21 protein-coding genes are annotated in these 23,972 nt (G+C 41.2%); 5 read left to right on the top strand and 16 right to left on the bottom strand.

Annotated elements, in window-relative coordinates; genetic code table 11:
• Nucleotides 1-5 precede the first annotated feature (5 nt).
• Both pgl and zwf read right to left on the bottom strand, forming a co-directional pair.
• On the bottom strand, nucleotides 6-698 hold the full coding sequence (pgl, locus tag KO534_RS04200) for a 6-phosphogluconolactonase (RefSeq protein WP_215927587.1): 693 nt from the start codon (nucleotides 696-698) through the stop codon (nucleotides 6-8).
• Nucleotides 698-2,188 (bottom strand): glucose-6-phosphate dehydrogenase, encoded by a 1,491-nt coding sequence (gene zwf, locus KO534_RS04195; protein ID WP_215927585.1) that lies wholly within the window; start codon nucleotides 2,186-2,188, stop codon nucleotides 698-700. The genes pgl and zwf overlap by 1 nt, the downstream gene beginning before the upstream one ends.
• Nucleotides 2,189-2,472: 284 nt before the next feature.
• Between zwf and KO534_RS04190 the strand changes: the two genes are divergently transcribed.
• From KO534_RS04190 to KO534_RS04170, 5 genes are all read left to right on the top strand, one after another.
• The gene (locus tag KO534_RS04190; protein WP_215927583.1) at nucleotides 2,473-3,324 is read left to right on the top strand and encodes a MurR/RpiR family transcriptional regulator; all 852 of its coding nucleotides are present in this window, start codon (nucleotides 2,473-2,475) and stop codon (nucleotides 3,322-3,324) included.
• 269 nt (nucleotides 3,325-3,593) lie between these two features.
• The gene (pyk, locus tag KO534_RS04185; protein ID WP_215927581.1) at nucleotides 3,594-5,027 is read left to right on the top strand and encodes a pyruvate kinase; all 1,434 of its coding nucleotides are present in this window, start codon (nucleotides 3,594-3,596) and stop codon (nucleotides 5,025-5,027) included.
• Between the two features lie 184 nt (nucleotides 5,028-5,211).
• The gene (locus tag KO534_RS04180) at nucleotides 5,212-6,387 is read left to right on the top strand and encodes a saccharopine dehydrogenase family protein (RefSeq protein WP_215927571.1); all 1,176 of its coding nucleotides are present in this window, start codon (nucleotides 5,212-5,214) and stop codon (nucleotides 6,385-6,387) included.
• 535 nt (nucleotides 6,388-6,922) lie between these two features.
• Complete coding sequence (locus KO534_RS04175) at nucleotides 6,923-7,339, top strand: MAPEG family protein (protein WP_215927569.1); 417 nt, start codon at nucleotides 6,923-6,925, stop codon at nucleotides 7,337-7,339.
• Between the two features lie 54 nt (nucleotides 7,340-7,393).
• On the top strand, nucleotides 7,394-8,041 hold the full coding sequence (locus tag KO534_RS04170) for an SDR family oxidoreductase (RefSeq protein WP_215927567.1): 648 nt from the start codon (nucleotides 7,394-7,396) through the stop codon (nucleotides 8,039-8,041).
• Between the two features lie 408 nt (nucleotides 8,042-8,449).
• On the opposite strand, the gene KO534_RS04165 is transcribed toward KO534_RS04170, so the two are convergent.
• The 14 genes from KO534_RS04165 to KO534_RS04100 form a co-directional block, all read right to left on the bottom strand.
• Complete coding sequence (locus KO534_RS04165; protein WP_215927564.1) at nucleotides 8,450-9,430, bottom strand: transposase; 981 nt, start codon at nucleotides 9,428-9,430, stop codon at nucleotides 8,450-8,452.
• A 258-nt stretch (nucleotides 9,431-9,688) separates the two neighbouring features.
• Nucleotides 9,689-11,380: a DUF262 domain-containing protein gene (locus KO534_RS04160; RefSeq protein ID WP_215927562.1), complete on the bottom strand. Its 1,692-nt coding sequence runs from the start codon at nucleotides 11,378-11,380 to the stop codon at nucleotides 9,689-9,691.
• Between the two features lie 379 nt (nucleotides 11,381-11,759).
• On the bottom strand, nucleotides 11,760-12,146 hold the full coding sequence (locus KO534_RS04155; RefSeq protein ID WP_215927560.1) for a DUF3592 domain-containing protein: 387 nt from the start codon (nucleotides 12,144-12,146) through the stop codon (nucleotides 11,760-11,762).
• Nucleotides 12,147-12,280: 134 nt separating this feature from the next.
• Nucleotides 12,281-12,748: a nuclear transport factor 2 family protein gene (locus KO534_RS04150; protein ID WP_215927558.1), complete on the bottom strand. Its 468-nt coding sequence runs from the start codon at nucleotides 12,746-12,748 to the stop codon at nucleotides 12,281-12,283.
• A 58-nt stretch (nucleotides 12,749-12,806) separates the two neighbouring features.
• Nucleotides 12,807-13,586 carry a PhzF family phenazine biosynthesis protein gene (locus KO534_RS04145; RefSeq protein ID WP_215927556.1) on the bottom strand — a complete coding sequence of 260 codons (780 nt, stop codon included), beginning with the start codon at nucleotides 13,584-13,586 and terminating at the stop codon, nucleotides 12,807-12,809.
• Nucleotides 13,587-13,717: 131 nt separating this feature from the next.
• Nucleotides 13,718-14,443: a HugZ family protein gene (locus KO534_RS04140; protein WP_215927554.1), complete on the bottom strand. Its 726-nt coding sequence runs from the start codon at nucleotides 14,441-14,443 to the stop codon at nucleotides 13,718-13,720.
• Nucleotides 14,444-14,461: 18 nt separating this feature from the next.
• A complete protein-coding gene (locus KO534_RS04135; protein WP_215927552.1) occupies nucleotides 14,462-15,250 on the bottom strand; it encodes an ABC transporter ATP-binding protein in 789 nt (262 codons plus the stop codon).
• On the bottom strand, nucleotides 15,243-16,334 hold the full coding sequence (locus KO534_RS04130) for a FecCD family ABC transporter permease (RefSeq protein WP_215927550.1): 1,092 nt from the start codon (nucleotides 16,332-16,334) through the stop codon (nucleotides 15,243-15,245). Before KO534_RS04130 ends, KO534_RS04135 begins: the two co-directional genes overlap by 8 nt.
• Nucleotides 16,324-17,178 (bottom strand): heme/hemin ABC transporter substrate-binding protein, encoded by an 855-nt coding sequence (locus tag KO534_RS04125; protein WP_215927548.1) that lies wholly within the window; start codon nucleotides 17,176-17,178, stop codon nucleotides 16,324-16,326. Before KO534_RS04125 ends, KO534_RS04130 begins: the two co-directional genes overlap by 11 nt.
• A gap of 42 nt (nucleotides 17,179-17,220) precedes the next feature.
• Nucleotides 17,221-18,357 carry an HmuY family protein gene (locus KO534_RS04120; RefSeq protein ID WP_215927546.1) on the bottom strand — a complete coding sequence of 379 codons (1,137 nt, stop codon included), beginning with the start codon at nucleotides 18,355-18,357 and terminating at the stop codon, nucleotides 17,221-17,223.
• 14 nt (nucleotides 18,358-18,371) lie between these two features.
• Entirely contained in the window at nucleotides 18,372-20,324 is a 1,953-nt protein-coding gene (locus KO534_RS04115; RefSeq protein ID WP_436836572.1) for a TonB-dependent receptor plug domain-containing protein, read from the bottom strand.
• A gap of 304 nt (nucleotides 20,325-20,628) precedes the next feature.
• Nucleotides 20,629-21,936: an alpha/beta hydrolase family protein gene (locus KO534_RS04110; protein ID WP_215927544.1), complete on the bottom strand. Its 1,308-nt coding sequence runs from the start codon at nucleotides 21,934-21,936 to the stop codon at nucleotides 20,629-20,631.
• Between the two features lie 16 nt (nucleotides 21,937-21,952).
• Nucleotides 21,953-23,161: a DUF3089 domain-containing protein gene (locus KO534_RS04105; protein WP_215927542.1), complete on the bottom strand. Its 1,209-nt coding sequence runs from the start codon at nucleotides 23,159-23,161 to the stop codon at nucleotides 21,953-21,955.
• Nucleotides 23,162-23,251: 90 nt separating this feature from the next.
• Entirely contained in the window at nucleotides 23,252-23,917 is a 666-nt protein-coding gene (locus KO534_RS04100; protein WP_354667904.1) for a 2OG-Fe(II) oxygenase, read from the bottom strand.
• Nucleotides 23,918-23,972 lie beyond the last annotated feature (55 nt).

Genomic DNA, 23,972 nt, shown 5'->3' with positions numbered 1-23,972 from the left:
TATTTTCAAGGTGCCCAAACAAGCTCTACGTCGGCGTTGTTAATGACAGCTCTGATTGGCATAACTAAAGCATCATCATCAGACAGTACCGTATCTAACACCGCTTTTTTGCTCTCTCCTGTGAGATGCAAAAATATTTGGTTACTGTTTAACAGCGCTGGCAGAGTTAATGACATACGTTGGTTAGGAGCACTCGCTGGCTGTACCGCAATAAATGCTTTTCCTGATTCAAGATCCAAACCTTCAGCAATTTGCTCAGAGCATGGAAACAAAGAAGCAGTGTGTCCATCTTCACCCATACCTAAGATCAGCACGTCGAAAGGAGTATGCATCTTTTGTAAATTTTCAGTACAAGTTGACACTGCATCTTCAGCATTGCCATGATAGGTTTTTAAAGGAACAAAATTGGCATTTGCAGCATTATTAATCAGTAACTTAGTGCGTAACATTTTTTCGTTCGAGGCGTCGTCAGTATTGTCCACCCAACGTTCATCCGCCAAACTCACATCAACTTTATCCCACTCTAAATGAGCTTTAGACAACGCCCCGAAAAGCTCCGCAGGTGTACGACCACCTGAGACAACTAAGCTTGCGCGTCCATTTTCCTCAATACCATCCCTAAGTAACTTTACAATTTTACGTGTAAAGGCAGTATTAAGTTGTTCGGTTGTTCTAAATTTAGATTGTGTTAATGCCATTATTTTTTCCCCATGCGGCTTTCGTACCAAGCTCTGTCTTCACGAGCAAGTAACGCAATCGACGCTACAGGCCCCCAAGTACCGGCTTGATACGGTTCAGGCGGTTCATTGCTAACTTTCCAAGCAGCTAGAATACCATCTACCCATTTCCATGCAGCCTCTACTTCGTCTCGACGAACGAATAAGGCTTGATTACCTAACATAACTTCTAACAGTAATTTTTCGTACGCATCTGCGATGCGTTCGTCTTTAAAGGTGTCAGAAAAGCTCAAATTCAATTTGGATTTTTGTAAATCCATTGAACTCTTTCCAGTCAATCCAGGCACTTTGTTCATGACTGTCACTTCAACCCCTTCGTCTGGTTGCAAACGAATAGTGAGTTTGTTGGGTGGTAACTGTGGGAAACTTTCTTTAAACAAATTATGAGGTTGACGTTTAAAGTAGATAACCACTTCACTGGTTTTATCAGGTAAACGTTTCCCTGTGCGCAAATAGAATGGCACACCAGCCCAACGCCAGTTATCTAATTCTACTTTTAAGGCAATAAAGGTTTCTGTCTCACTTGAAGTGTTGGCATCGGCTTCATCTAAGTAACCAGGCACTTCTTGGCCTTTAACAAATCCTCCTACATACTGACCACGAACCGTGTTTTCTCGGACATTGCTAGCATTAATAGGTCGTAGAGATTTGAGAACCTTAAGTTTTTCATCACGAATACTGTCTGCATCCAAATTCGCGGGAGGCTCCATAGCGATTAACGTGAGAATCTGTAATAGATGGTTTTGAACCATGTCGCGCATTTGACCGGCTTCGTCGAAGTATCCCCAACGGCCCTCAATACCTACAGATTCAGCGACACTAATTTGTACGTGATCAATACAGTTATGATCCCAATTGGTGGCAAAAATCGAATTTGCGAAACGTAACGCGATTAGATTTAAAACCGTTTCTTTTCCTAAATAATGATCAATTCGATAGATTTGAGATTCGTCAAAAAACTCGGCGACTTGGTCATTAATCACTTTAGATGATTCTAAGTTGTGTCCAATTGGTTTTTCCAATACCACTCGCATGCTTTTATCAATGATTTTTGCAGCTTTAAGCCCTAAGCAAATGTCCCCAAAAATTGACGGTGGTGTTGCAAAATAACAAACCATCATTCGCTTTGGATCCACATGATCTTTGAAAGCTTTGTAGCTAGCGATATCTTTCATATCGACTTGCACGTAGTCTAATTTTTCTGAGAAGCGCGCCCATGTTTCTTCACAAACGGCTTCTTTAGTAAATTTTTCAATGTTCTCTTTTACGAGTGAAACGTAATCTTCTTTACTGATATCTTGACGCGCTACACCAATCACTTTTGTTTCGGCGTGCATCAAATCAGATTTTTCAAGTTGATATAAAGAAGGTAAAAGTTTACGTCTGGCTAAATCGCCTTGTGTGCCAAACAATACGAAATCACAAGGTTCGAACGAATTTTCCAAAACCATTTTTTCTGCCTACTAATATTTTGATTGATTGTGTTAATTGTTGTAACGAAATACGGTTACAAGCTAATCAACAACCCATAACGTAAAATTTAACATCAAATGTAGTAATTTTACAACTTTTCACGAGACTCACACCGCTAAATATCAAGAAATAACGGTTTTCGGTCCATTAATCCGAAAGATTTCCTGTTAAAAAATTACAACTATAGTATTCTGGCGGTAATGAGCCGAAGTAAATTCTGGCCTTTTAGTGAAACCATTATAATGAAGTTTTTGATGCGCGCATGAATATTCTAGAAAAAATAACCCAACATAATGCCGTCTTTAGTAAGTCTGAACGCAAAGTTGCAGAGGTCATACTAGCGAATCCGCAAACCGCGATCCACAGTAGCATTGCCACACTGGCAAAAATGTCAGGTGTAAGTGAACCTACAGTCAACCGTTTTTGCCGTAGGTTAGACACTAAAGGTTATCCTGATTTTAAATTACATTTAGCGCAAAGTCTTGCGAACGGTACGCCTTATGTAAACCGCCACGTTGAAGAAAATGACGGACCAGAAGAATATACCCACAAAATATTTGAATCCACTATGGCCTCCTTGGAAGTTGCAAGGCAATCAGCTGATATTGCAACGATTAACCGCGCCGTAGACTTATTGACTCAGGCCCAAAAGATATCTTTCTTTGGTTTAGGAGCCTCAGCTTCTGTTGCCCACGATGCCTTAAATAAATTTTTCCGTTTTAATGTTCCTGTCATCTACTTCGAAGATATTATCATGCAGCGTATGAGCTGCATGAATTCTGGCGAAGGGGACGTAGTGGTACTCATTTCTCACACTGGCAGAACTAAGAGCCTGGTAGAAATAGCCCAAATTGCCCGTGGCAACGATGCAACTGTGATGGGAATTACGTCTAAAGACAGCCCATTAGCCCAAGAATGTAACTTAGTGTTATCTCTTGAAGTACCAGAAGATACAGATATGTATATGCCTATGGCCTCTAGGATTGCCCAGCTAATCCTAATTGACATATTGGCGACTGGCTTTACGCTTAGAAGAGGCAACAAATTTAGAGAAAACCTGAAACGAGTGAAAGATACTTTACGAGGGTCGAGGTTTGATAAACGTGGTGATTAACGTAAATTGTTACCTTATTCTAATAAAATAGAGCCAATAGGCTCTTTTTTATTAGAATAATTTCACTTTTTGGTCGTTTTGCACTACCATTTTCGTAATAAAATTACACTTTTGTTAATTTATAACTATTTCAAGTTTGTAGATATCTACAAAAATAACTAACGCCTTAAAAAAGGCTATGCTTAATTTATTGAACTGAGCCTGTCTTCAATAGCAAGTACTGCATGGGATAGGTAACAAACGCGCCATAACAATAGAGTAACTAAACTATGTTAAGAAGAACAAAAATACTCGCTACCTTAGGTCCATCTACAGATACAGTGGAACAAATAGAAGCGATTATTAAAGCTGGAACCAATGTGGTTCGCATGAACTTTTCTCATGGAACGGCCGAAGATCATATTAACCGTGCCAATAAAGTGCGCACTGCTGCTAAAAAGCTGGGTAAATACGTTGCCATTTTAGGTGATTTGCAAGGCCCTAAAATTCGCGTATCTAAATTCGTAGATGGTTCTATCAAATTGAAGATTGGCGACCACTTTATTCTTGATGCCGACATGGGTAAAGATGATGGTAACCAACAAGCTGTGGGTATCGATTACAAAGCATTACCTCAAGATGTAGTTAAAGATGATTTATTATTACTTGATGATGGTCGCATTCAGCTAGTAGTGACTAGCGTTGAAGGTAATAAAGTACATACCGAAGTGACAGTTGCTGGCAAGCTATCAAACAACAAAGGTATTAATCGTCAAGGTGGTGGTTTGTCGGCTGAAGCATTAACAGCTAAAGATAAAGAAGACATTGTGACCGCAGCAAAAATTGGCGTCGACTATTTAGCCGTCTCGTTCCCACGTTCTGGCGATGATTTACGTTATGCCCGTCAACTGGCAGAAAAAGCAGGTTGTAATGCGATGATTTGTGCCAAAGTCGAACGTGCCGAAACAGTCGCCTCTGACGAAGCCATTGACGATATTATCGAAGCTTCTGACGCAGTCATGGTAGCCCGTGGTGATTTAGGCGTTGAGATTGGTGATGCTGAATTAGTAGGCGTACAGAAAAAGCTCATCGCACGATCGCGTCAACTAAATAAAGTGGTCATCACTGCCACACAAATGATGGAATCAATGATCACCAGCCCCATGCCAACACGAGCAGAAGTAATGGATGTGGCGAATGCAGTATTAGATGGTACTGATGCGGTTATGTTATCCGCTGAAACTGCTGCGGGTGAGTTTCCTGTTGAAACTGTAGAAGCAATGGCAAGAGTATGTGTGGGTGCAGAAACTCACCCTAGTGTGACTGTGTCTAAACATAGAATGGATGAAGCATTCCATTCGGTCAGTGAAACCGTCGCATTAAGTGCGGTCTACTCTGCCAACCACTTAAGTACAATAAAGGCTATTGTTGCATTAACAGAAAGTGGTAGCACGCCATTGTTGATGTCACGTATCACTACATCTTTGTCAATTTATGCTCTATCTAGACATGAAAGCACATTAAACAAGATGGCGTTATACCGCGGTGTTAAACCAGTCTTTTTTGATTCTCGTGGCAGTGACCCAGGTAAACTGAAAGACGACGTAGTTGCCGTATTACTAGAAAAAGGTATTTTGGAATCAGGCGACCAATTCATCATGACTTATGGTGATGTGATGGAAACAGTGGGTGGCACCAATGCCTGTAAGATTGTTACAGCCTAAGCAACATGTAAACTAGCATTGTCTAGTTTTTATCCCAAATAAGAAACGAGTCGCTAGACTCGTTTTTTTTGCGGCATCGCCCAACACCCATTAATAAAGAATATAGTTAGCCATTACCTAAATAAATTAAAATTATAGATAATCCCTATTAAACTCAACACACAAAAAGTTATAGGAGTGCGTAATGAGTACAAATAAAAAATTCGATATTGTTATTTATGGTGCCACTGGCTTTACCGGCCGTTTAGTAGCTGAATATTTGGTTAAGCAATACGCCGGTGATGACTCACTGAAATGGGCGATGGCGGGAAGAAGTGCTGAAAAACTTGCGCAAGTTCGTGATGAAATAGGCGCTCCTACAGACACCGCTCTTGTGGTCGCTGATTCTGATGATTTAAGCTCAATTCAAGCCATGTTAGACGATACCAAACTTGTATTGACCACTGTGGGCCCCTATCAGCTATATGGATCAGACTTAGTGGCAATGTGCGCCAAGTCAGGTGTTGATTATGTCGACTTATGTGGTGAGCCGGTATGGATGAGTGAAATGATCCCTGCCCATCAAGAAGCCGCTAAAGCCAGTGGTGCACGTATTGTATTTTCATGTGGGTTTGATTCCATTCCTTCTGACCTTGGGGTATATCACCTACAACAACTGGCTAAAGAACAATTTGGTCACCCAATGCCAAGAGTAAGATGTCGGGTTAGAAAAATGAAAGGCACTTTCTCGGGCGGTACCGCAGCTAGTCTTAAAGCGACTTTGATTGCGGCGAAACAAGATCCAGCCAAAATGGAAGCCTTGCTTAACCCCTTTTCACTGACCCCAGGATTTACTGGTGCCGAACAACCTTTTGGCAATAAGCCCTACTACGAAGAAGATTTAGGCACATGGGTAACACCTTTTGTCATGGCAGCTATCAATACCCGTAACGTGCAACGTTCTAACTTTTTATTAGACAGCCAATATGGCGATGACTTTGTATACGACGAAATGTTTATGACAGGTCCAGGCGAAAAAGGCGAAGCCATTGCTAACGCTATGGCGAACGACAAAAGCATGGGCGGTAATGGCGGCCCTAAACCTGGTGAAGGACCAAGCAAAGAAGAGCGAGAAGCAGGTTTATACGACTTGTTATACATAGGTTCGGATGCTCAAGGCAACCAAATAAATGTTTCAGTCAAAGGTGATAGAGATCCCGGCTATGGCTCAACCTCTAAAATCATTGCTGAATCTGCTATCTGTTTGGTCAAAGATTCACAACAAACTCAAGGTGGAATTTGGACTACCGCCCCCGCAATGGGCGACAAGTTGATCAAACGCCTTGTAGCGAATGCGGGATTAACCTTTACTCAAGAATAAGTTTTGAAGTAGCAGGGCTCGTGATATCTGCGAGCCCTTAATTACTTTTTCAAGCGCAGAAAACTAGCGCTACATTCATATACTTTTGCCTTGCTTAACAAATATCACTTTCATCAAAATCATCGGAGCCGCTGCTGTTGTTTGCTTTAACTGTAACTGCTCAATACTAAGCTAACAAGCGTCGCCTTGCTGGTCGTTGATGCGTTGCTCCATGACCTAACTAGGCCATGTGTCTTGAGCTTCCCTTTTCAAATTAGATTTTTGTTTGCCAGTTATCCGCACATCACGGAGAAAGTACTGGTTCGAGTGAATAAAGCAAATAGCAGGTCAAACTTTATTTTTAGAAAATCTCTGTATATAAAGCGCAGCATAGCGGTTCGCCTACTAAACCTCTTCAGTAATTCTTATCGTCAACGCTGTAAAAATTACACACCTCTATCTTTATAAAATAAATAATTCTTATAAATCAATTGGTTATTTGAGGTACATATATTGCTTTCTTATGTTTCTAACATGACATCAAGGAAACAATTTTATGATTGCGCTTGCACACTCAGTTTACTTTGCATTTTATCTATATCTAATAATGGTATTCATTCAGTGGCTAGTGGCCACATTTTCTAAGGCCAATCAGCCAGAAGCAGTGCCGGGGAAATTAAGCGAAGATTTATCCCATGATAGTTTTGTTTTTAGAGCTCACCGCACATTTCATAACACTTTAGAAAACAGCGCACTTTTTATTGGTAGCGTTTTATTCGCCTTTTCTCTTAATTATCAAAGCCCGCTGTTTGCCATCGCTGTATGGATATATGTGTTTGCGCGGTTGATACATATGGCACTCTATTACGCTATCGCGACAGAAAAAAATCCCAGCCCTAGAACCTATTTTTTCTTAATTGGACTACTCGCCAACGTATTCATATTGGTACTAATAGGGATCAGATTAATTTAAGTAAACTCTACAAAAACTCAGAAATTTATACACGACTTTAAATAAGGAAAACAAATGAAAAATGCATTAATTATTGGCGCAAGTGGGCAAATCGGTAAAAAACTAACTCAAATAATGGTTAACAATCAGCAAAACGTTGTTGCCCTTGTTCGCGACAAAAGCAAATTATCAGATATTAAAGGTGAGCATCTTACTATCGTAGAAGGTGACCTGAAAAAAGACTTTAGCCATGCTTTTAATCAAAGTGAAAACAAACAGTGCGATACCGTTGTGTTTGTAGCCGGATCCGGCGGAAGTACCGGAGCCGATCAAACCTTGCTGATCGATTTATGGGCAGCTTGCCGGGCAGTAGATTATGCTAAAGCCAATAATGTTAAGCATTTTGTAATGATTAGCTCAATTGGAGCAGATAAACCAGAAAAGGGGTCAGAACAGATGCAACCCTATTTAGTTGCTAAACATATGGCAGACGAACATCTAATCAATAGCGGACTGCTTTACTCTATTATTCGTCCTGGCTCGCTTACCGATTTTGACCCTAGCTCAAAATTCACCTCTGAGCGGCCAGCGCAGAAAGACCAAGCAACTATTACCCGAGGTGACGTTGCCAAAGCATTGTTGTTTTGTGTTAATAACCCTCCGACAGACAACACTATTGTCGAACTATTTAATGGTGAAGAACCAATCGAAGAGGTTTTATAACCATAGCCAGAGCTTTTTACCAAGCCACCCATTATAAACGTTTACAGCTTTTTACCAAGCCACCCATTATAAACGTTTAGGTCAAATGCTTAGATTTCCATTTTTATCATGGCAGGTCAATTTTACCAAGCCACCCATTATGGAGGTCAATTTTACCAAGCCACCCATTATAAACGTTTAGGTCAAATGCTACCTCATATTTAAGGCTGCTGATCAATTTTACCAAGCCACCCATTATAAACGTTTAGGTCAAATGCTACCTCATATTTAAGGCTGCTGATTGCGTTAATGGGGTATTTTTCGCTTTGAATTTTTATTTGATGGATAACTAGGAAGATTTTACCGTTTATTAGGAATTCCAGACACAACTATCCTGCAAAATGTGTAGTTGCTTGTGTTTTGTTAAAGTTAAGCGCAGCGTAACAAAGTTCTAGCTTTCCCCATACCCCGTATACGTTGATGTCCAGTATGACGTTTGAAGTGGTTCATCATCATTTCTGTTCCCGCGGCGTAGCAGAAGTGTTTTTCAAATTCAGTGGTGAGGGTGAGCCATTGTTCATCTGAAAGGCCTAAACGTTGCAGTATAGGCTGGGTGTGATGGTCTATGTGGCCTGCTTTGTCGTCTCTTATTATGCGGCCTGTGCTGTCGACTAATTCGCAGTAGTCTTTGAGGGAATAGGCTATGCCTTTAGGCATGTCTTGTCTGGAGTTACCCACAAAGGGCATCAGTGTGGTTGTGGCTGCGTTTTGTTTCGTTGATTTAATGCGTTGTTGAATACTGGTGTGGGATGAGGTGTCTGGAGTCGTAGCTATTTTGGAGCGAATAGGATTTAAATCCACATAGGCCATACAGGCAAGTAATGCCGCTTCGTCTAATAGGGCTTGAGACTTAAAACGCCCTTCCCAAAATCTGCCTGTGCAGTCATCTTCTTTATTGGCTTCTCTGGCAATGTATTCATTCAGATTACGCATGAGCCAGCTGATGTCGTATAAACGTTGTCGATATTCAGCAATGGTGTCATCTAAAGTTATTAACTGACCTTGGCTTAAAGTGCTTCCCTTAACAAACATCTGAGTGAGTAAGGTCCCTTTGTGTAAGCGGTGCCAGCGCTCCAGTACTTCACTGTCACTCCAAGCTTGCGCTTGTTTCATATCCACATGTAACACCACATGCACATGATTACTCATCACCGCATAGGCACAAATGTCGATAGCAAACACTGAGCCCAAAAACAATAAACGCGCTTCCACCCAAGCTCGGCGATGCTCATAACTTTGACCTGAATAACGGTCAACGCCACACAAAAAAGAGCGCCGAACACAGCGTGAAACACAATGATAATAAGGGGTGTCCGATAGACTGATTTGAGATTTACGTGGCTGGGGCATGACATCATTCCTTTGATTGATTTGCTTATCAAAGTCTAGTTCAATTGGCTTACATTTCAATTTTTATCATGGCTGTCTGCATAAAGTCGCAGTCTGCATAAAGTCGCAATTTTTATCATGGCTGTCTGCATAAAGTCGCTGGATAGCAAGCTTTTTACCAGGCCACCCATTATAAATTTTTAGGTCAAATACTACTTTGAAGCTGAGTTAGCTTAGATCTCCATTTTAATCATGGCTGTCTGCATAAAGTCGTTAGGCTTATACTGGCCATGCCTTAAGTGCTAAGTCGGATAGCTCATTCTGCCGTTGGCTAATCTCATCAATCCCCCAACTATCGCGCTTGCTTAAAGTCGATGTAAGTTGGTACTCAGAGTCACTGTAGAATGGTTTTTTTGCGTCGAAACCACCATTACCTATATCCGAATTTAACGATTTTTTCAGTAATGCCATATTACCTAGTCTTTTGTAATTAGACTTCGCATCATCAGCATTAATATATCCCCACGCTTGAGATGGGTTCTCAGGTAAAATATGTTCCAATGTAACGATATCATTTGACGTATTAGGAACAAACTCAGGTTCCAATTCTCCCTTCTCAACCATTTCGAGAGCCCGTAAGTAATATCTAGCCAAGTAATTTTTCGAAACAGTTGCGGTCTCAAATGAAGATTTAAACTCACTATCACTTGGAGCTGAAGATTTCATGAAATCTGAAAGCTGTTTTGCTGTTGAAATTTCATTGTTATTAATCTTAAGTGCTCCTTCACAATACTTTTGCTCTAGGGCGCCTCCACCTAGCCCCCCAACTATTAGAAATCTGACAGAAACATTAACAAGTAATTTAAGCGCGTTATCGACTTCTTTTTCATCAAAATTTTCTAGTACCGATAATATTAAAGGCCGAACCTGTACCATCTTAAAAAAATTCAAAGTCTGCATCGATGTTTTTGCACTTGAAGGATAACCTGACCAGAAATTATCGTCACATGTAATTATTGCGGAATAGAGCTTGCTAGTATCGAACAAGCCTGATGCCAATGATATTGCTTCCGCCTTGCTGGTTACACTTTTCTTAATTTTATCAAATAGATCTTTTTCTCGAACCAGACCGTGTTTCGAAGACCAGTAATTTCTTATAAAATTTATAACCGTTTTTTCATCTTCGGCCGATTCTATTGTAGATATTACTTGCACCCACTTATATTGCACTTCAGTTACGCGATCTTCTGATTTGTAAAAAAGGTAGTTTTTTAATAGGTCAGATACTGCTAGAGCGAGCCCTCTATCATTGAGTGTTTCAAAAATAGTAAAGGCATTGGATTCATCAGGAACCCTGACTGCAATAACCTTCGCTTTTTCTTTTAGGTAATTAATCCATTGAACCAGGTCTTTTGTTGGGTCTTTAGTTATCCCAGTTAAATTCCGAACATAATTTTTCGCCTGTATGGAAGCCTTGTTTATTCGCTCGTGTGATTTCTTATCAGACTTAATATTTTTATCAGGTGAGTTAGGATTGCTGACAATTCGCTTTAAAAAATAGTCATGATCGGAGTCATTGAGACTAAGCTTAGGGAGCAACTCTAGCGTATCTAGATCTTTCTTAGCTAGGTATTCACTAAATATCATTTGAGCACGTTCCTTTCCTTCATCCGTACCTAGGAGAAAAAAGTAATCACGTATCGCTGCTAGAAGTATCATTGTGGTCGCTAACCGTTGTTGTCCATCCACAATTTCTGGTCGCCCCTCTTCCTTTTCCGAAATTACAATTGATCCAAGAAAGTACTCACTAGATCCATTGTTAATTGCAGTGCCTATATCTTGAAGGAAGTGTTCAACATTTTCTTCTTTCCATGCATAAGAGCGTTGGTATTTAGGCACAAAAGAGTTCTTGTCCTTAAGAATGCTAGCAACACCACGCAAATCAATTTTTATTTCTTCAAGATTGCTCATTAATAATTCCTTAACTTATTTTCTAGCATGTAACTCTGAAGCCTAACGCTTATTATCGAGCATGTCGTATATGTAACTTCTCGAATTCATTTCTATTTTCGTCACTTTCAGCACTTACCTTTTGATTTTATAAGATATTTTTAACCTTTAACCCATCAAAATCACGACAAGTTGCAAAAGCAAAAGGAGACCTGACTTTAACGCGACTTTTCTGCTTCCTATTAAAAGCCATGTTAAGAGTATTTTCCATAGTTAAATTAATAACTTAGCGTTTCCCTAAAAACAAAGCCAGACGTCAAAAGACTACGTAATAGGAAGCAATACTTGCATTATTTAAAACCGAAAAGACCCTGTCACCATACTTCTGGAGCTAAATGTCTCATCGAAACATCCCAAAATAAAATGCGGGTATTGAAAGGGCAATAAACAAAAGTCCTAAACCGTAACCATTGCCTTTGGCTAATCGCGCGTTTTCTTCGTCACCTTGTTGGTATAATACATCGGTATTTTGGCCTACGGGGATGACTTTAGAGTGGAAGGATGTCTTTGATTTAATTTCATAACGTTTGCCTTTGATTGTTAACTCAAAAATAGGGCGAAACACCTTACTTTTATAGTTGTTAGTACTTCTAGAATAGTATTCATCATAACGTAGTATCCTACCCTTGGCTTTTGTCGCGTTTTTATTAAACCGCTGATAGTCATATATAATATAGGCACCAACTGCAGCAAATACAGCGCCACCTATTAATGGAATAATATTCATTTACTTACCCTAGTTCATTGACGAGTTGAAGTTTTTTTGGCTGTAAAACATGGCCCCAATCAAAACAGCCGCCCAATACCATCCCTTAGAAACTCTGTCCCTCATATTGACCTCTTGATACCTAGCAACTGAGATTAGTTTCCGTATCTGCGTATCACTGATACCTTTCCATTTTCTAGTTCTAAAACGTCTAAAACTTCTTTGCTATAGCTAAATTCTGAACCGTCTGCACGTAATCCTTTAGCTGCAAAAGTGTGCTTAAGTGCGACTGCATTGTGACCAACAATATATTCGATTATTTTACCCTGATATTCGCTATGCACACCTAAATATCGGGACATGCCTTTACGCATTAAAGCTTTACCGTCGGGGGCTCTTGAGTCATCAGGTGCATTAGGTAAATGTTGGTTACCAACGTCGTCAGTTAAAAACGATAAGTAAAACTCTAGGTCCTCGTTAGAAGCGTTTGGGAGTTGAGTATTAGTCATGGCTCGATAATATTGTTTTACAAAGTTATCGTAATCAAATTGCTCACTATTGGCTAAAGCAGATGAAGAAAGAAAAGTGACTAGTACCGCTACAATTGATAAACACTTTTTCATTGGTACCCCTAATATTGAATTCGAATTGTTATGTGTTACGAATAATTGGTTAAGACAGCTAAAGAGTTATATGACCGCGCATATAGTCTACAGCTTTGCCTGTTAGTACCACTCTCTCGCCTGAGAGTTGGCATTCAACTAAACCGGTTCTTGGTGATAATTGTTTGGCTTTTAAATTGTCTTTGGCGAGCTTTTGTGACCAATAGGGGGCTAACTCACAATGGGCCGAGCCGGTTACTGGGTCTTCATCTACATTGAGTTTTGGGAAAAAGCAACGACTCACAAAATCAACATCAGTACCCTTTGCCGTTATTACCACTCCTCTAAGATCTAAAGCTTTCCATAACGCTAAATCAGGTAACAGAGTTTGGACTGTAGCTTCATCTTCAAGCTCAATAATGTAGTCAAATGCTGCAAATACAGCTTTAGGTTTAATGCCTAACCCCAATAATAGGTATTCGGGTGCGATGACGGGTGTGGGCGTCGATGCAGGAAAGTCCATTTCTAGCCCACTGGCTTGGTTAGTTACAATTAATTCGCCACTTTTTGTCACAAAACGAATTTCAGATTTTTCATAATTCAAATGCGTAAACAACACGTGGGCAGCGGCTAAAGTGGCATGTCCGCATAAATCGACCTCATGGGATGGTGTGAACCAACGTAACTGAAACTTATCTTCGATGGGTACAAAAAATGCGGTTTCAGATAAATTGTTGGACTGCGCAATATTTTGCAGTAACTCGTCAGGCAACCACTTATTCAGTGGGCAAACGGCGGCAGGATTTCCTGTAAAAGCTTGATCGGCAAAGGCGTCGATTTGAAAGATTTCTATTTGCATTTAATTTTAAATTCAAGGGTAACTCCCTCTATGCTAACTATTTTTACATCGACTTCATACCAATTGTGTCACTTAAGACAAGGGTTGATTATGTCCCGTTGTCTTAAGTGTTTATTTGTTAGTAAAGCGAATTAACAGGCTTGAGGCGTCAATGCTGCTCTGGCTTGGTGGGTTGCTTTGACCAATTGCTCTCGTACCTGCGTCGATGTGATGCAAGGTAAATCGAAAGGCCAAAAGTAAATTTTGTTGTCGGCTTGTATATGCACACCTTCACAAAACGCCGTCAGCATTTTAATGTGTTTGACCTCAACATTAAATTGATGAGATAAGATTAACTGCATCGCCTCTTGGTGATCGTCATTCATATGCACCACTATGCCATTACTAACTTTGGACCAATTCTCTAGTGCTAACAGCCAATCTTCTTTGTTGATCCAATGAATTTTGCCAAATCCGCCGATGTACCTTACTCGCTTAGGGGTAATTTTATAAAACATAAAATCATGGGTTTGTTGGTACCCTTCAGCTTGGGGAAATAAGCTAAAGTATTGTTCTGCTACTAAGGTATCTTCAATTAAATGGGCGTCGCCCAACACAGTCACCCTGCCAGAAGCTTGGGAGTCATCTGCCAAATGATCAAATATAGTCATAGATACTTTATGGTCCGCTTGGATATTGCGGGTGTGTTGCGCTATTTGACTAATATAAATAATCAAGTCGCCCTCTGAGGTCATAAAATAAGGCACAATCGAACCAAAAGGGTAACCTTCTACAGTCTGAGAATGTGTACTAAGCACGCCTGAATGTTGTTGACGAACTAGCGTTTTCGCATCAAAAATATAAGCTTGTTTTTTCATATTAAATCCTAGAGAAAATTAATGAGTGATATAAGGCACGGAACCAGTCTGAGGGATCAGTTTGGGCGTAACTCCAAAACAGTCGGATAGGTTTTCTATTGTGATAACGTCTTTCGCTTGGCCTTTTGCTAAACAACGGCCTTGGGCAAGCATTAAAACTTGCGTGGCATAGGGCAACACTAAGTTCATATCATGGCTCACACACACCACAGCTAAACCTTGCTGACAAAACTCTTGAACAAGATCCATCATGGCTTTTTGAAAACGAAAATCCAAAGCCGATGTGGGTTCGTCAAGCAACAACAGTTTGTTTTCATACACGTAATCGCTGCTTTTTTGGTGATTGTTTGGCAATAGCTGTAACAAGGCTTTGGCAATAAATACACGTTGGCGCTCGCCGCCCGATAAGCTTCTCACATCCCGTCCAAACAAATGACTAATGTTGAGCTTTTCAGCCAATTGGCAAATTAACAACGTACTTTGTTGTTCAGTTTCTAATTGGTCGGCACGTGCCAGTTTCAACAAATTTTCGGTTAAAAAAGCAAAATGTACTTGGTTACTTTGAGCCACAAAAGAGCGCTCTTTTGCGAGCGCTTTAATTGGCCATTGTTTTAAACATTTTTGCTGAAACCTAATGCTGCCACTGACTTGTTGATGAAGGCCCGCCACACAGCGTAATAATGTTGATTTTCCGCAGCCATTTTCACCAATAACAGTGAGAAAATCGCCACTAGCTACCGACAAAGAAATATCTTGAAGAATGTTCTTCTCTCGATAATTGAGAAATATGTCTTTCATTTCAAACATAGCTGGACTGCCCTTTACCTTTGGCTAATAAATACAAAAAGAACGGAGCTCCCACAGCAGATGTCACTATGCCAATGGGAATTTCTAAAGGTGGGAATAAAGCCCGTGAGATAATATCGGCCAACAACATCAATACCGCGCCAAGCACGCCGCAAGCCGGCATTAAATAGCGATGATCCGCCCCAAACAGGCTCCGTGCAATATGCGGAACCACTAAGCCAATAAATCCTATAATGCCGCAAAGTGCTGTAGCAAGGGCAACTGAAAACGCCACCAGCCAAAGCGTAAGTCGCTTATATTTGGTTACGGCAAGCCCCATACATTGCGCTTCATTTTCTCCTAACGCTAACATATTCAACGCCTTGCGCAGATGTAGAAACACACCTATAGCCGGCACACCGAGAGCGCCAACAAAAAGCACTTTTTGCCAATTGATCCCCCCTAAACTACCCATGGTCCAATAGGTAATTTGGCGTAATGCGTCATCATTTGCCAAATAACTAATCGCGCCTATATGTGTCCCAGCTAGTGCATTCACTGCCACCCCAGCCAATATCAAAGAAGAAATAGCAGTACCCATGGGAGTTTTAGCGACTAACAATACTACCCAAACAGCAAGTAACGCGCCGACAAAAGCGCTAGCGGCAATCAAGTACTGACCCGCTAATTCCAGTTCAGGGTAATGATTTATTAAAGCTAAAGTCGTAGCCGCCGCTGCCGCCGCTCCAGCAGAAATGCCAATGAGCCCAGGATCGGCCAAAGGGTTTCTAACTAACCCTTGCATAGCACAACCAGACATTGCCAATAAAGCACCTACAAAGATTGCCATCACCATTCTCGGAGCGCGCAACTCAGAAAATATGTACCAATGGATTGTTTGTTGTTGTGTTAAATTCTCAGAGGTAAATATTTTTAACAACATCTGCCACATGTCATTTGAAGACTGCGCAAAACTTCCAGCTTGCAGTCCAATCGCGACTAAAAGTAATCCCAAACCCACGGCAAGCCAAATCCCACGTCCATACTTTTTATGACGTTGTATCAAAGTCGCTTGTAAGGTAACGGGTAGACTATCAGAGTGCATGTAGCGCCTTTACACTTTCTATTACTGTTGCAAGAGCCTGCGGATAACGTGGCGACAAACCTAAAGCTTCGCTACTATTCATCACCACTAAAGCGCAACTTTTACCTGCTGAGGTGGCCTTCAACGCCGGGTGTCGACACAGTGTTTGTAACGCTTCAGGCCCTTGTATCCTATGACTTGCAACAAATATTAGGTCTGGATTGGCGGCCAAAATCGACTCATTATCCATCACTTTATAATCACTCAACTTTGCGGCTACATTTCGAATCCCCGCATCGTTAAACAAGGATTGCGGAACGGTGTTGTTGCCAGCAACCATTAAGCCGCGCTCACTGTCAGACATCACAAACAACGCACTTATCGAAGGATTTTTGTTTTGCGCCAACTTAAGCTCGGCAACCTGTTGACTAATACTTTCGACCAATAAAGACGCTTGATGTTGCGCGTCTAATAACTGACCCACATCTTGAATAAGCTGCGTTAATCCTTGAAAGTCTCTTTGCTCTCCTAATATATCTACCTTTACACCTGCGGCGGTTAGTTGCGGAGCAAGGCTAGCCGGGCCAGTGGACTGGGTTCCGATCAAGTGACTAGGTTGAAAACTCAACACCCCTTCAGTACTTAACTGCCTAAAATATCCTAGCTTAGGTAATCTAGCTGCAGGCGCCGGATAAATGCTGGTGCTATCAGTCGCCACAATCAAATCTTGCTTGTCCAAGGCATAAATAATTTCAGTAATGCTGCCACCGGCACTGACTATTCGCTCAGGACTATCAGCGCGAGCATGAACCGCGGTTACCATATGGAAAAAAAAGAGGACAAAACCAACTATTAATCTATACATAAACTCACTCTCTATAAATGGCGGACCATTACCCGCCTACAATTATTCAGCCGATAATTCATCAAAACGAAAACTATAATTTCCAGAGGTGCCAGCTTCATCGTAGTAACTGGTTATTTGAAGTTTGTATGTAGCGGTACTAGTTTTGAGCAGATAAACCCCATATTGTGACCATAATAAATGCCCGCCATTAAGGTTGTACTGATACCAAGGGGTAGCAGCAAAAGCTTTTACACTAGTGAGATTCGATTGAAATCCGTAATATTGGGCAGCTTCTGAGTCTATTCCTACATAACTGTTTTCACCGTCTAACAATGCACTCGCGTCATCGGCAATAAATATTTGGAAATCGGCTCCTATGATATCTTCGTCTGTCAGGCAAGGTATCCAAATATCCCAAGCGTCTTCTTGATTGACCGTTTGAGCCAGATCAAAATCGACATATATTCCGGTATCACAGGCCGTTGCATCCAGCTCTAGATCTATTTCAGATGCAAATTCTGTTTCCCCGTCTAAGGCACTTTGATGTTGAATACCTAATGTAATGGTGGCCATAGTGCGACCAGAAGTTGTTAGTGATTTGGCTCTAAATTTAGTATATGCACTGTCTGCACTGACAATAAAATAGGCATCGTCTGCGGCGCTCACCACATGGGTAGTAAAATCGTAATTGTAAAACTTATCCCCTATAACATATTCTTCAGAATCAACGCTGTAAGCGTCATCGCTAGGCGCGTCATCAGCACTTATTGCCAAATAATCTTCAAGCTCAGAGTCAGCATCCGCATTTAAAAACATCTCAGAGAGAACGTTTCCTTGGTCATCATAGAAATCGCTGTTGACGTCAGTCAAGTAAGTACCAACAGTATTATCCGCATGGGTATTTAGCGAGACTTGAGTACGATTAAACGCAATGTCCCATTGGCTATCCGCTGCCGCCTCTTCATCAGTTAATTCAAGTACAGTTGCAGTTTCTAAATCAAAATACACACTCTTTGGCTCAGATGTAGAGCCAGTGGTGAAGGGCCCCAAGATTTCTCCCTCTACTACCTCTTCTTCTACCGGTGCGGGATCTGGGGTGACACCTGTTTCGGTGTCGTTATTTGAGCTAGAACTACCACATGCGCTCATTAAGGCCCCAAGTACCATGCTAAGACCTAGAATAAAATTCTTGTTCATTTTTTTAGTTTCCATTAATAAAATTGATAAGAGATACCAGCAAAAACACGTCTGCTCGACAGCGGTCTAACATCAAGTAGTCCAGCTGCAACTGCATCTGTGTTTTGGTGGTTATCAAATACGTTGTCGACACCAGCCACCCAGTGCCAATTTTGGTTAAAACTCTGACTGAGGCTTAGATTCAAGCTACTCCAATCGTCTTTTTCGATCCCTAGTTGTTGTGCTGTGGGGTAACTTCCGTTTTCATACACAAGGTAAATCAAGCCATGAATATCAAATGGCAATTGCCAATCAAGGTTTGCTTTAATTTGATGGGTGGGACGATCACTAAGATGCGACCCATTGTGATCGGTGGCATGTAAATAACTGTAGCTAAGTTGATAATCTACTTTTCCCCAAGCTAAGTTAGCTGACAGATCTAGCCCCTTGAGAACCGCTTCTTCCACATTGCTATAACGAGAGATAAGCAAACCAGTAGATGCTGTTGCTTCGACATCTGTCACCGTTTCAATGAAATCTTCCGCTTTTGAATAATGCGTATTGACGCTTAACGATAAGTCTCGGTTTGAGTTCCCTAATTGCTTAACATATGTGATTTCTAAGTTAGCACTTACTGCCTTTTCAGGCTCCAATTCTTCGTTACCTAACACCATGTAACCTAGGTTGCTATGGTCGAATACGTAAAAGCGTTCTTTGAGTGTAGGCACTCGATAGCTTTGACCTACGCCCATGCGTAGTTTCCATTGCTGCTGTTGGAATTCTGAAAAGCTAAATAATGCATTCACCCGCGCGGCACTGTGCCAACCAAATTCACTATCGTGTTGAGCGCGGATCCCAGCCAACACTTCATGCTCATCTAATTGCCAGCTTAATTGGGTATAAGCTTCAACACTATCTCGGGCTTTGTCATCTATCTCAACTGTGCCTGAAGCCCCTTGCTCTGTGGCGTTTTTAATTTGGTATAATTCATCTGTGTGCAAAACCAATCCCGACACCAACTCTAAATCCTCGATGTTCCATAGATACTGACTGTCTATTTCCATCAAAGTAATATCCGCGTCCCGTAAAGAATTTGAGTCGCCGCTGGTTTCAAGGTGATTAATATAACGGCCTTGTACCCGCCAAACTTCTCCTTGATTTAACGCCAAGTCGTATTGCCATCGCTCTACCTCAGATAAATAACTTATTTCTCCTGCTTGTCCTGGGATTTCGTAACGTTGCTTTTGTTTATCATCACTGAAATAACGCGCTTTCAAGCTCAGTCCGAATGCATCATCAAACTGTTTTGATAAGCCTAAATTTACAAAGTGCTTGTCGGTACTCGGCGCACTTTGAGCGATAGTGTTGGGATCATAATCAAATCCGGGATCTTCTATTTTTTGCAGACTAATATTGCCGCGCCAGCCCAATATATTTTGACTAGCGTCAAGCTGAATTTGATGGCCAATATCTGAAGAATCGATATTGTTTTGGGTGTAACTGCTGGTTTGATATTTTAGCTTGAGGTGATTTTCGGACTTTTTACGAGTAATAATATTGATGACGCCACCCATGGCAGAACTGCCGTATAAAACTGATGCAGCCCCCCTCAACACTTCGATTCGCTCAATATCCACCACACCAATTTGATCCAAATCCACTGCCGACCCTGTGGGTGAAATCAAAGGCTGACTATCCATCAAAATCAATACATGGTTCTCGTCAAAGCCCTGCATTTGCACCGTATACCCGTCTTTAGCGTTACGTTTAGCCACCACCCCTGGAATATAATTCAGCGCACCAGCCAGAGTACCGTGACTAAGTTTTTGCAACTGCGTTGCAGATATCACATCAATCGAAACAGGGCTGTCAGATTGGTCAATGGACGAGCGAGTGCCTGTTACTACTATTTGTTCCATTACTGTGGATCTAGCTTGGTTAACCATACACAAACCAAACAAACACACTACAACTGCTGTCAATTTCATTTAATCTAAATACGAATCAATATCATTTGCGCTAATAGTAAGATCGCCACGCTATTAGAGTCAAGGTGTTTTTGGATAACGGGTGAAAACGAAGCGAATGAAGCAGTGACTATCTGTAAAAAGACGCTAAATGATTGTTAGGCAGAGGGATTAAAAGCTTGGTATTGGCTGAGCAGATAAACTCAGGAAAAAGTAATATAAGTTACGCTTAGCGCCAGTGACCTTACCGGCGCCAAATGTAATCGGCAGGGCTTTGTACTTGGATTTACCCGACAACTAGCTGCAGAGCAGTGTAGTAACCTTGTTACTTGCGAAGAAACTTCATGCCTACCGCCCACCGGTTAGCAAAGCCAGGCCAAGGATCATTTAAGTTACCTTGAGCATCTTTGCTTTGAGTCGCACTTTCACGTTTAGGTAGGTATTCGCAAGCACTAGTTTGCTGTTTAACGTAACAATCTAGGAAAGCCAAAGTCATGTGTTGATTAATGCGATTAAGGGTTTCGCTACTCCAAGCGGGTTCGTAATAATGACCCAAATCCGCGTCTGCCGCATAGGCGATTGCTGGCGCGGGGTGCGGCGCTACGTTGTGTCGCGCGTTTTCATACACCAGCATAAAGCTATCTTCTGCTGGAGATTGTTCAAAAAGTTTTTTGACGCCATTTTCAAATCCAGACACATCATCAAGGGAGCCACTAACGTATAAACTCGGTACTTTGATCCCATCTAATTTATGTAAATTTTGCGCTTGGCCCCAGGGTGCATAGGCCACCATAGCTTTCCAGCGGCTATCAACTTGTTCTTTTGCCGCGTTACAAATATTAAACACCCCTAACAAAGCTTTTGCCGCAGGCTCTGGAAATCCAAAAGCTTGTAAACCTTGTTGGGTAAAATTGTAACAACCTCCCACTGTATTAATTGCGCCAAAACCTCCCATGGAATATCCAATCACCGATGCGAGGTCTGTATTTACGACTTTCGCCAATTCAGACTTAGATGAACTGAAATAATCCAATACAAATTGTTGATCCCGGGCACGATTGATCAAGGTACTAGGAAAGCCTGCAAATGGTGCGTTTTTGAAGTCTACTTCACCTGTGGTGGAGTCTGTATGGTCAATGCCAACTACTACATAACCGTGGCTCGCTAAATGTTCGCCAAGATAAAACATAATAGTGCGGTAGCCTGTATACCCATGAGATAACACTACTAGTGGATAGGTTTTTTCTTGATTGGCTTTCGCATCCCTAACACTATTACCTTGCAGTAAAAATGATTTATGAGTGCGGGTGACATTTTCGTAGGTTGCCAATACATCGGCTTTTTGAGCAATGGCTGGATACCATACTTCTAAGGTCAATGATCGGTCCTGCAAACTTTTATAATCTGTAGCACTGAGTTGTTGCGGATTGGTTGCCTCAATGGTTGTGACACCCACAGAGTAACTACCTCGCTTTCCTAGTTCGGGAGTCACATCCGGTTGTGATGTATACAATTGCTGGGCCTTATCACTTGCAATAACATCGGCTGCAAAAACATGACAAAACACACTACTACAACACACAATAAGCGTGGTTAATAAGGTGTATTTAAACAGGGTTTGAAAAATATTCATTCTATGTTCCTTGGTATTATTGTGCTGTTTGCGAAGCTTGATTTGACGTCATAAATTGGGTGACTCGCAACATGGCGTTTTCACGAATGTTGCCGTAAAACAAACTATAGTCGAGTACGTGGTAACTTTTATTGGGCAAAGATAAATGGTTTGAAAAAGCGTTATCGTCCTGCTGCATGACTTCGAGACGGCCATCACTGAGGCATTGTGCTCCAGTTAACTCAGGGGTTAATGCTGGCAATTCTTGGAAAATAAATCCCGGGTTGATGGCTAACAACATATCGATTGGCGTGCGCTTAAACTCTACAGGCATCGCACCTAAATGTGCAGTGCTTGGGATCTTGTCAGTGGTCATTGTCCAACTCAGTGGATTCACACACAATGTTGGCTTGGTAGTGCCATCTTCCAATTGACTCGATTCCCAACCCGTTGGATACCAGTGAGGAACCTTCGCGTCCAATTCACCACCTTGACCATAAGTATCGAAGCTCACAATACAGCCGGTTTGATTGGCTTCAGCACAAGGCTGTATCCGCTGAAATCCCCGTTTAAATTTATCTTTAGGTAACCAATAACCTACTACATAAGCAGCTACCAATTGTTGATACAGTGAGGTGTTATCTATCTTTTGTTCTAATAGTCTTAACGCATGAGTCGTACCTTGACTATGCCCAACTATGACAAAAGGTCGACCTTGATTAAAATGTTGTAAATAATAGGCAAACGCCTTTTCTACATCTTGATAAGCTAAGTCCAGTGCTTGGGTACCTACTGTAAACTTGTCTGGCATAAAAGCTTGAATATTGGCTTCACGGTAGTGAGGCGCATAAATATTACAGCAGCCATTAAATATACTCGCCATGCTAGATAACATGTATTCAATTGATTGAGCCTCAGAGTTTTTGTTTTCCATAGTAGAATTCCATCCACCAGGCCCGACAAAACCAGTTGAATGAATAAAAAACACATCGACTGCTTTTTGAGCTAAATCTTTACTGGTATCCAATGCCTTTGGCACCAAATCAGCCGTGTCATTTTTGTCTGGATGAGCGACCCAAAAATAGGCGTTGCTGTACTGTGGTGCAACAGGTGCGTCTGCCATCACAAAAATTTCAGGTGGAGCAAGGTAACTTAGTACCCATTGACGGCCAAATAAAATTAAAATAACGCACAATCCCACTAGAGGAAGAATCAGCCAGTAGACAATTTTTTTGAGGGAGTTCATACAATACTCAATTACCAAACCGCCTATATTTAGCCTAGTTAGGTAAATATAAACAACTCAGTAATTTAAAGAGTAAGTTATAACGCTGACTTATTGGTTGGGATCAAGATGAGTTGCACAGTGGCTATTTACTCTATACCAGCCAGCAATACTAAATCGATCACTATTACTCCTAAGCACTTCATGTGGAAAAACGTCACTTAGAAATATAATACAACTATTAAACAGTGGCGCTACCACCAACAAAGGAGCCTCTTGCTCATCGGCATACAACACTAACTCTCCGCCAGCGCTTTTTTGCCAATTGTCGTTCAAATAAAACACTGTACTTAATATACGATTACTGCGACCTTTAAATGCATCTAAGTGTCGCTTATAAAAGTCTCCATCGCCGTAATGAGAAAAATGACATTCAAAATCGAACAAGCCCATAAACAAACGTCTATTTAAACCTATTCGCAATTGTTCCATAAATTGCAAATAGTGAGCTTGTGCCTTTGCTTTACCCTCGCCAGCGTCTTTATCGTCAAGCCATAAAGTAGAATCACTTCTAATTTGGGTGTTTAGCTGTAAATCATTTTGACGGCCAATTCCTGCAGGCTTAAAAGCGCTTGAAGACAAACTTTTTGCTTCTTGCTGCAATTGTGTGGCAAGAGATTCAGGCAGAAACTCTTGTAGCTGGATATAACCGCACTGTTGCAGAGCATCCGCTATTTCATCTATCAATAATTCACTTAAATAAGTATTCTCAATCACAGGGGGTTCATCGTTTTGAACGGATGCTTATTTTAACAAGTGCATTGCTACTTTC

This window comes from Paraglaciecola arctica, from assembly GCF_018861065.1.
In the GTDB taxonomy this organism is placed as follows: domain Bacteria; phylum Pseudomonadota; class Gammaproteobacteria; order Enterobacterales; family Alteromonadaceae; genus Paraglaciecola; species Paraglaciecola arctica_B.
Note: the sequence above shows the minus strand (reverse complement) of the source record. Positions and strands in the feature narration are given on the sequence as shown.

What these genes read in the sequence shown, in the direction of transcription:
- pgl (WP_215927587.1), bottom strand. Translation starts at nt 698, where the DNA reads ATGGCATTAACACAATCTAAATTTAGAACAACCGAACAACTTAATACT.
- zwf (WP_215927585.1), bottom strand. Translation starts at nt 2,188, where the DNA reads ATGGTTTTGGAAAATTCGTTCGAACCTTGTGATTTCGTATTGTTTGGC.
- KO534_RS04190 (WP_215927583.1), top strand. Translation starts at nt 2,473, where the DNA reads ATGAATATTCTAGAAAAAATAACCCAACATAATGCCGTCTTTAGTAAG.
- pyk (WP_215927581.1), top strand. Translation starts at nt 3,594, where the DNA reads ATGTTAAGAAGAACAAAAATACTCGCTACCTTAGGTCCATCTACAGAT.
- KO534_RS04180 (WP_215927571.1), top strand. Translation starts at nt 5,212, where the DNA reads ATGAGTACAAATAAAAAATTCGATATTGTTATTTATGGTGCCACTGGC.
- KO534_RS04175 (WP_215927569.1), top strand. Translation starts at nt 6,923, where the DNA reads ATGATTGCGCTTGCACACTCAGTTTACTTTGCATTTTATCTATATCTA.
- KO534_RS04170 (WP_215927567.1), top strand. Translation starts at nt 7,394, where the DNA reads ATGAAAAATGCATTAATTATTGGCGCAAGTGGGCAAATCGGTAAAAAA.
- KO534_RS04165 (WP_215927564.1), bottom strand. Translation starts at nt 9,430, where the DNA reads ATGCCCCAGCCACGTAAATCTCAAATCAGTCTATCGGACACCCCTTAT.
- KO534_RS04160 (WP_215927562.1), bottom strand. Translation starts at nt 11,380, where the DNA reads ATGAGCAATCTTGAAGAAATAAAAATTGATTTGCGTGGTGTTGCTAGC.
- KO534_RS04155 (WP_215927560.1), bottom strand. Translation starts at nt 12,146, where the DNA reads ATGAATATTATTCCATTAATAGGTGGCGCTGTATTTGCTGCAGTTGGT.
- KO534_RS04150 (WP_215927558.1), bottom strand. Translation starts at nt 12,748, where the DNA reads ATGAAAAAGTGTTTATCAATTGTAGCGGTACTAGTCACTTTTCTTTCT.
- KO534_RS04145 (WP_215927556.1), bottom strand. Translation starts at nt 13,586, where the DNA reads ATGCAAATAGAAATCTTTCAAATCGACGCCTTTGCCGATCAAGCTTTT.
- KO534_RS04140 (WP_215927554.1), bottom strand. Translation starts at nt 14,443, where the DNA reads ATGAAAAAACAAGCTTATATTTTTGATGCGAAAACGCTAGTTCGTCAA.
- KO534_RS04135 (WP_215927552.1), bottom strand. Translation starts at nt 15,250, where the DNA reads ATGTTTGAAATGAAAGACATATTTCTCAATTATCGAGAGAAGAACATT.
- KO534_RS04130 (WP_215927550.1), bottom strand. Translation starts at nt 16,334, where the DNA reads ATGCACTCTGATAGTCTACCCGTTACCTTACAAGCGACTTTGATACAA.
- KO534_RS04125 (WP_215927548.1), bottom strand. Translation starts at nt 17,178, where the DNA reads ATGTATAGATTAATAGTTGGTTTTGTCCTCTTTTTTTTCCATATGGTA.
- KO534_RS04120 (WP_215927546.1), bottom strand. Translation starts at nt 18,357, where the DNA reads ATGAACAAGAATTTTATTCTAGGTCTTAGCATGGTACTTGGGGCCTTA.
- KO534_RS04115 (WP_436836572.1), bottom strand. Translation starts at nt 20,324, where the DNA reads ATGAAATTGACAGCAGTTGTAGTGTGTTTGTTTGGTTTGTGTATGGTT.
- KO534_RS04110 (WP_215927544.1), bottom strand. Translation starts at nt 21,936, where the DNA reads ATGAATATTTTTCAAACCCTGTTTAAATACACCTTATTAACCACGCTT.
- KO534_RS04105 (WP_215927542.1), bottom strand. Translation starts at nt 23,161, where the DNA reads ATGAACTCCCTCAAAAAAATTGTCTACTGGCTGATTCTTCCTCTAGTG.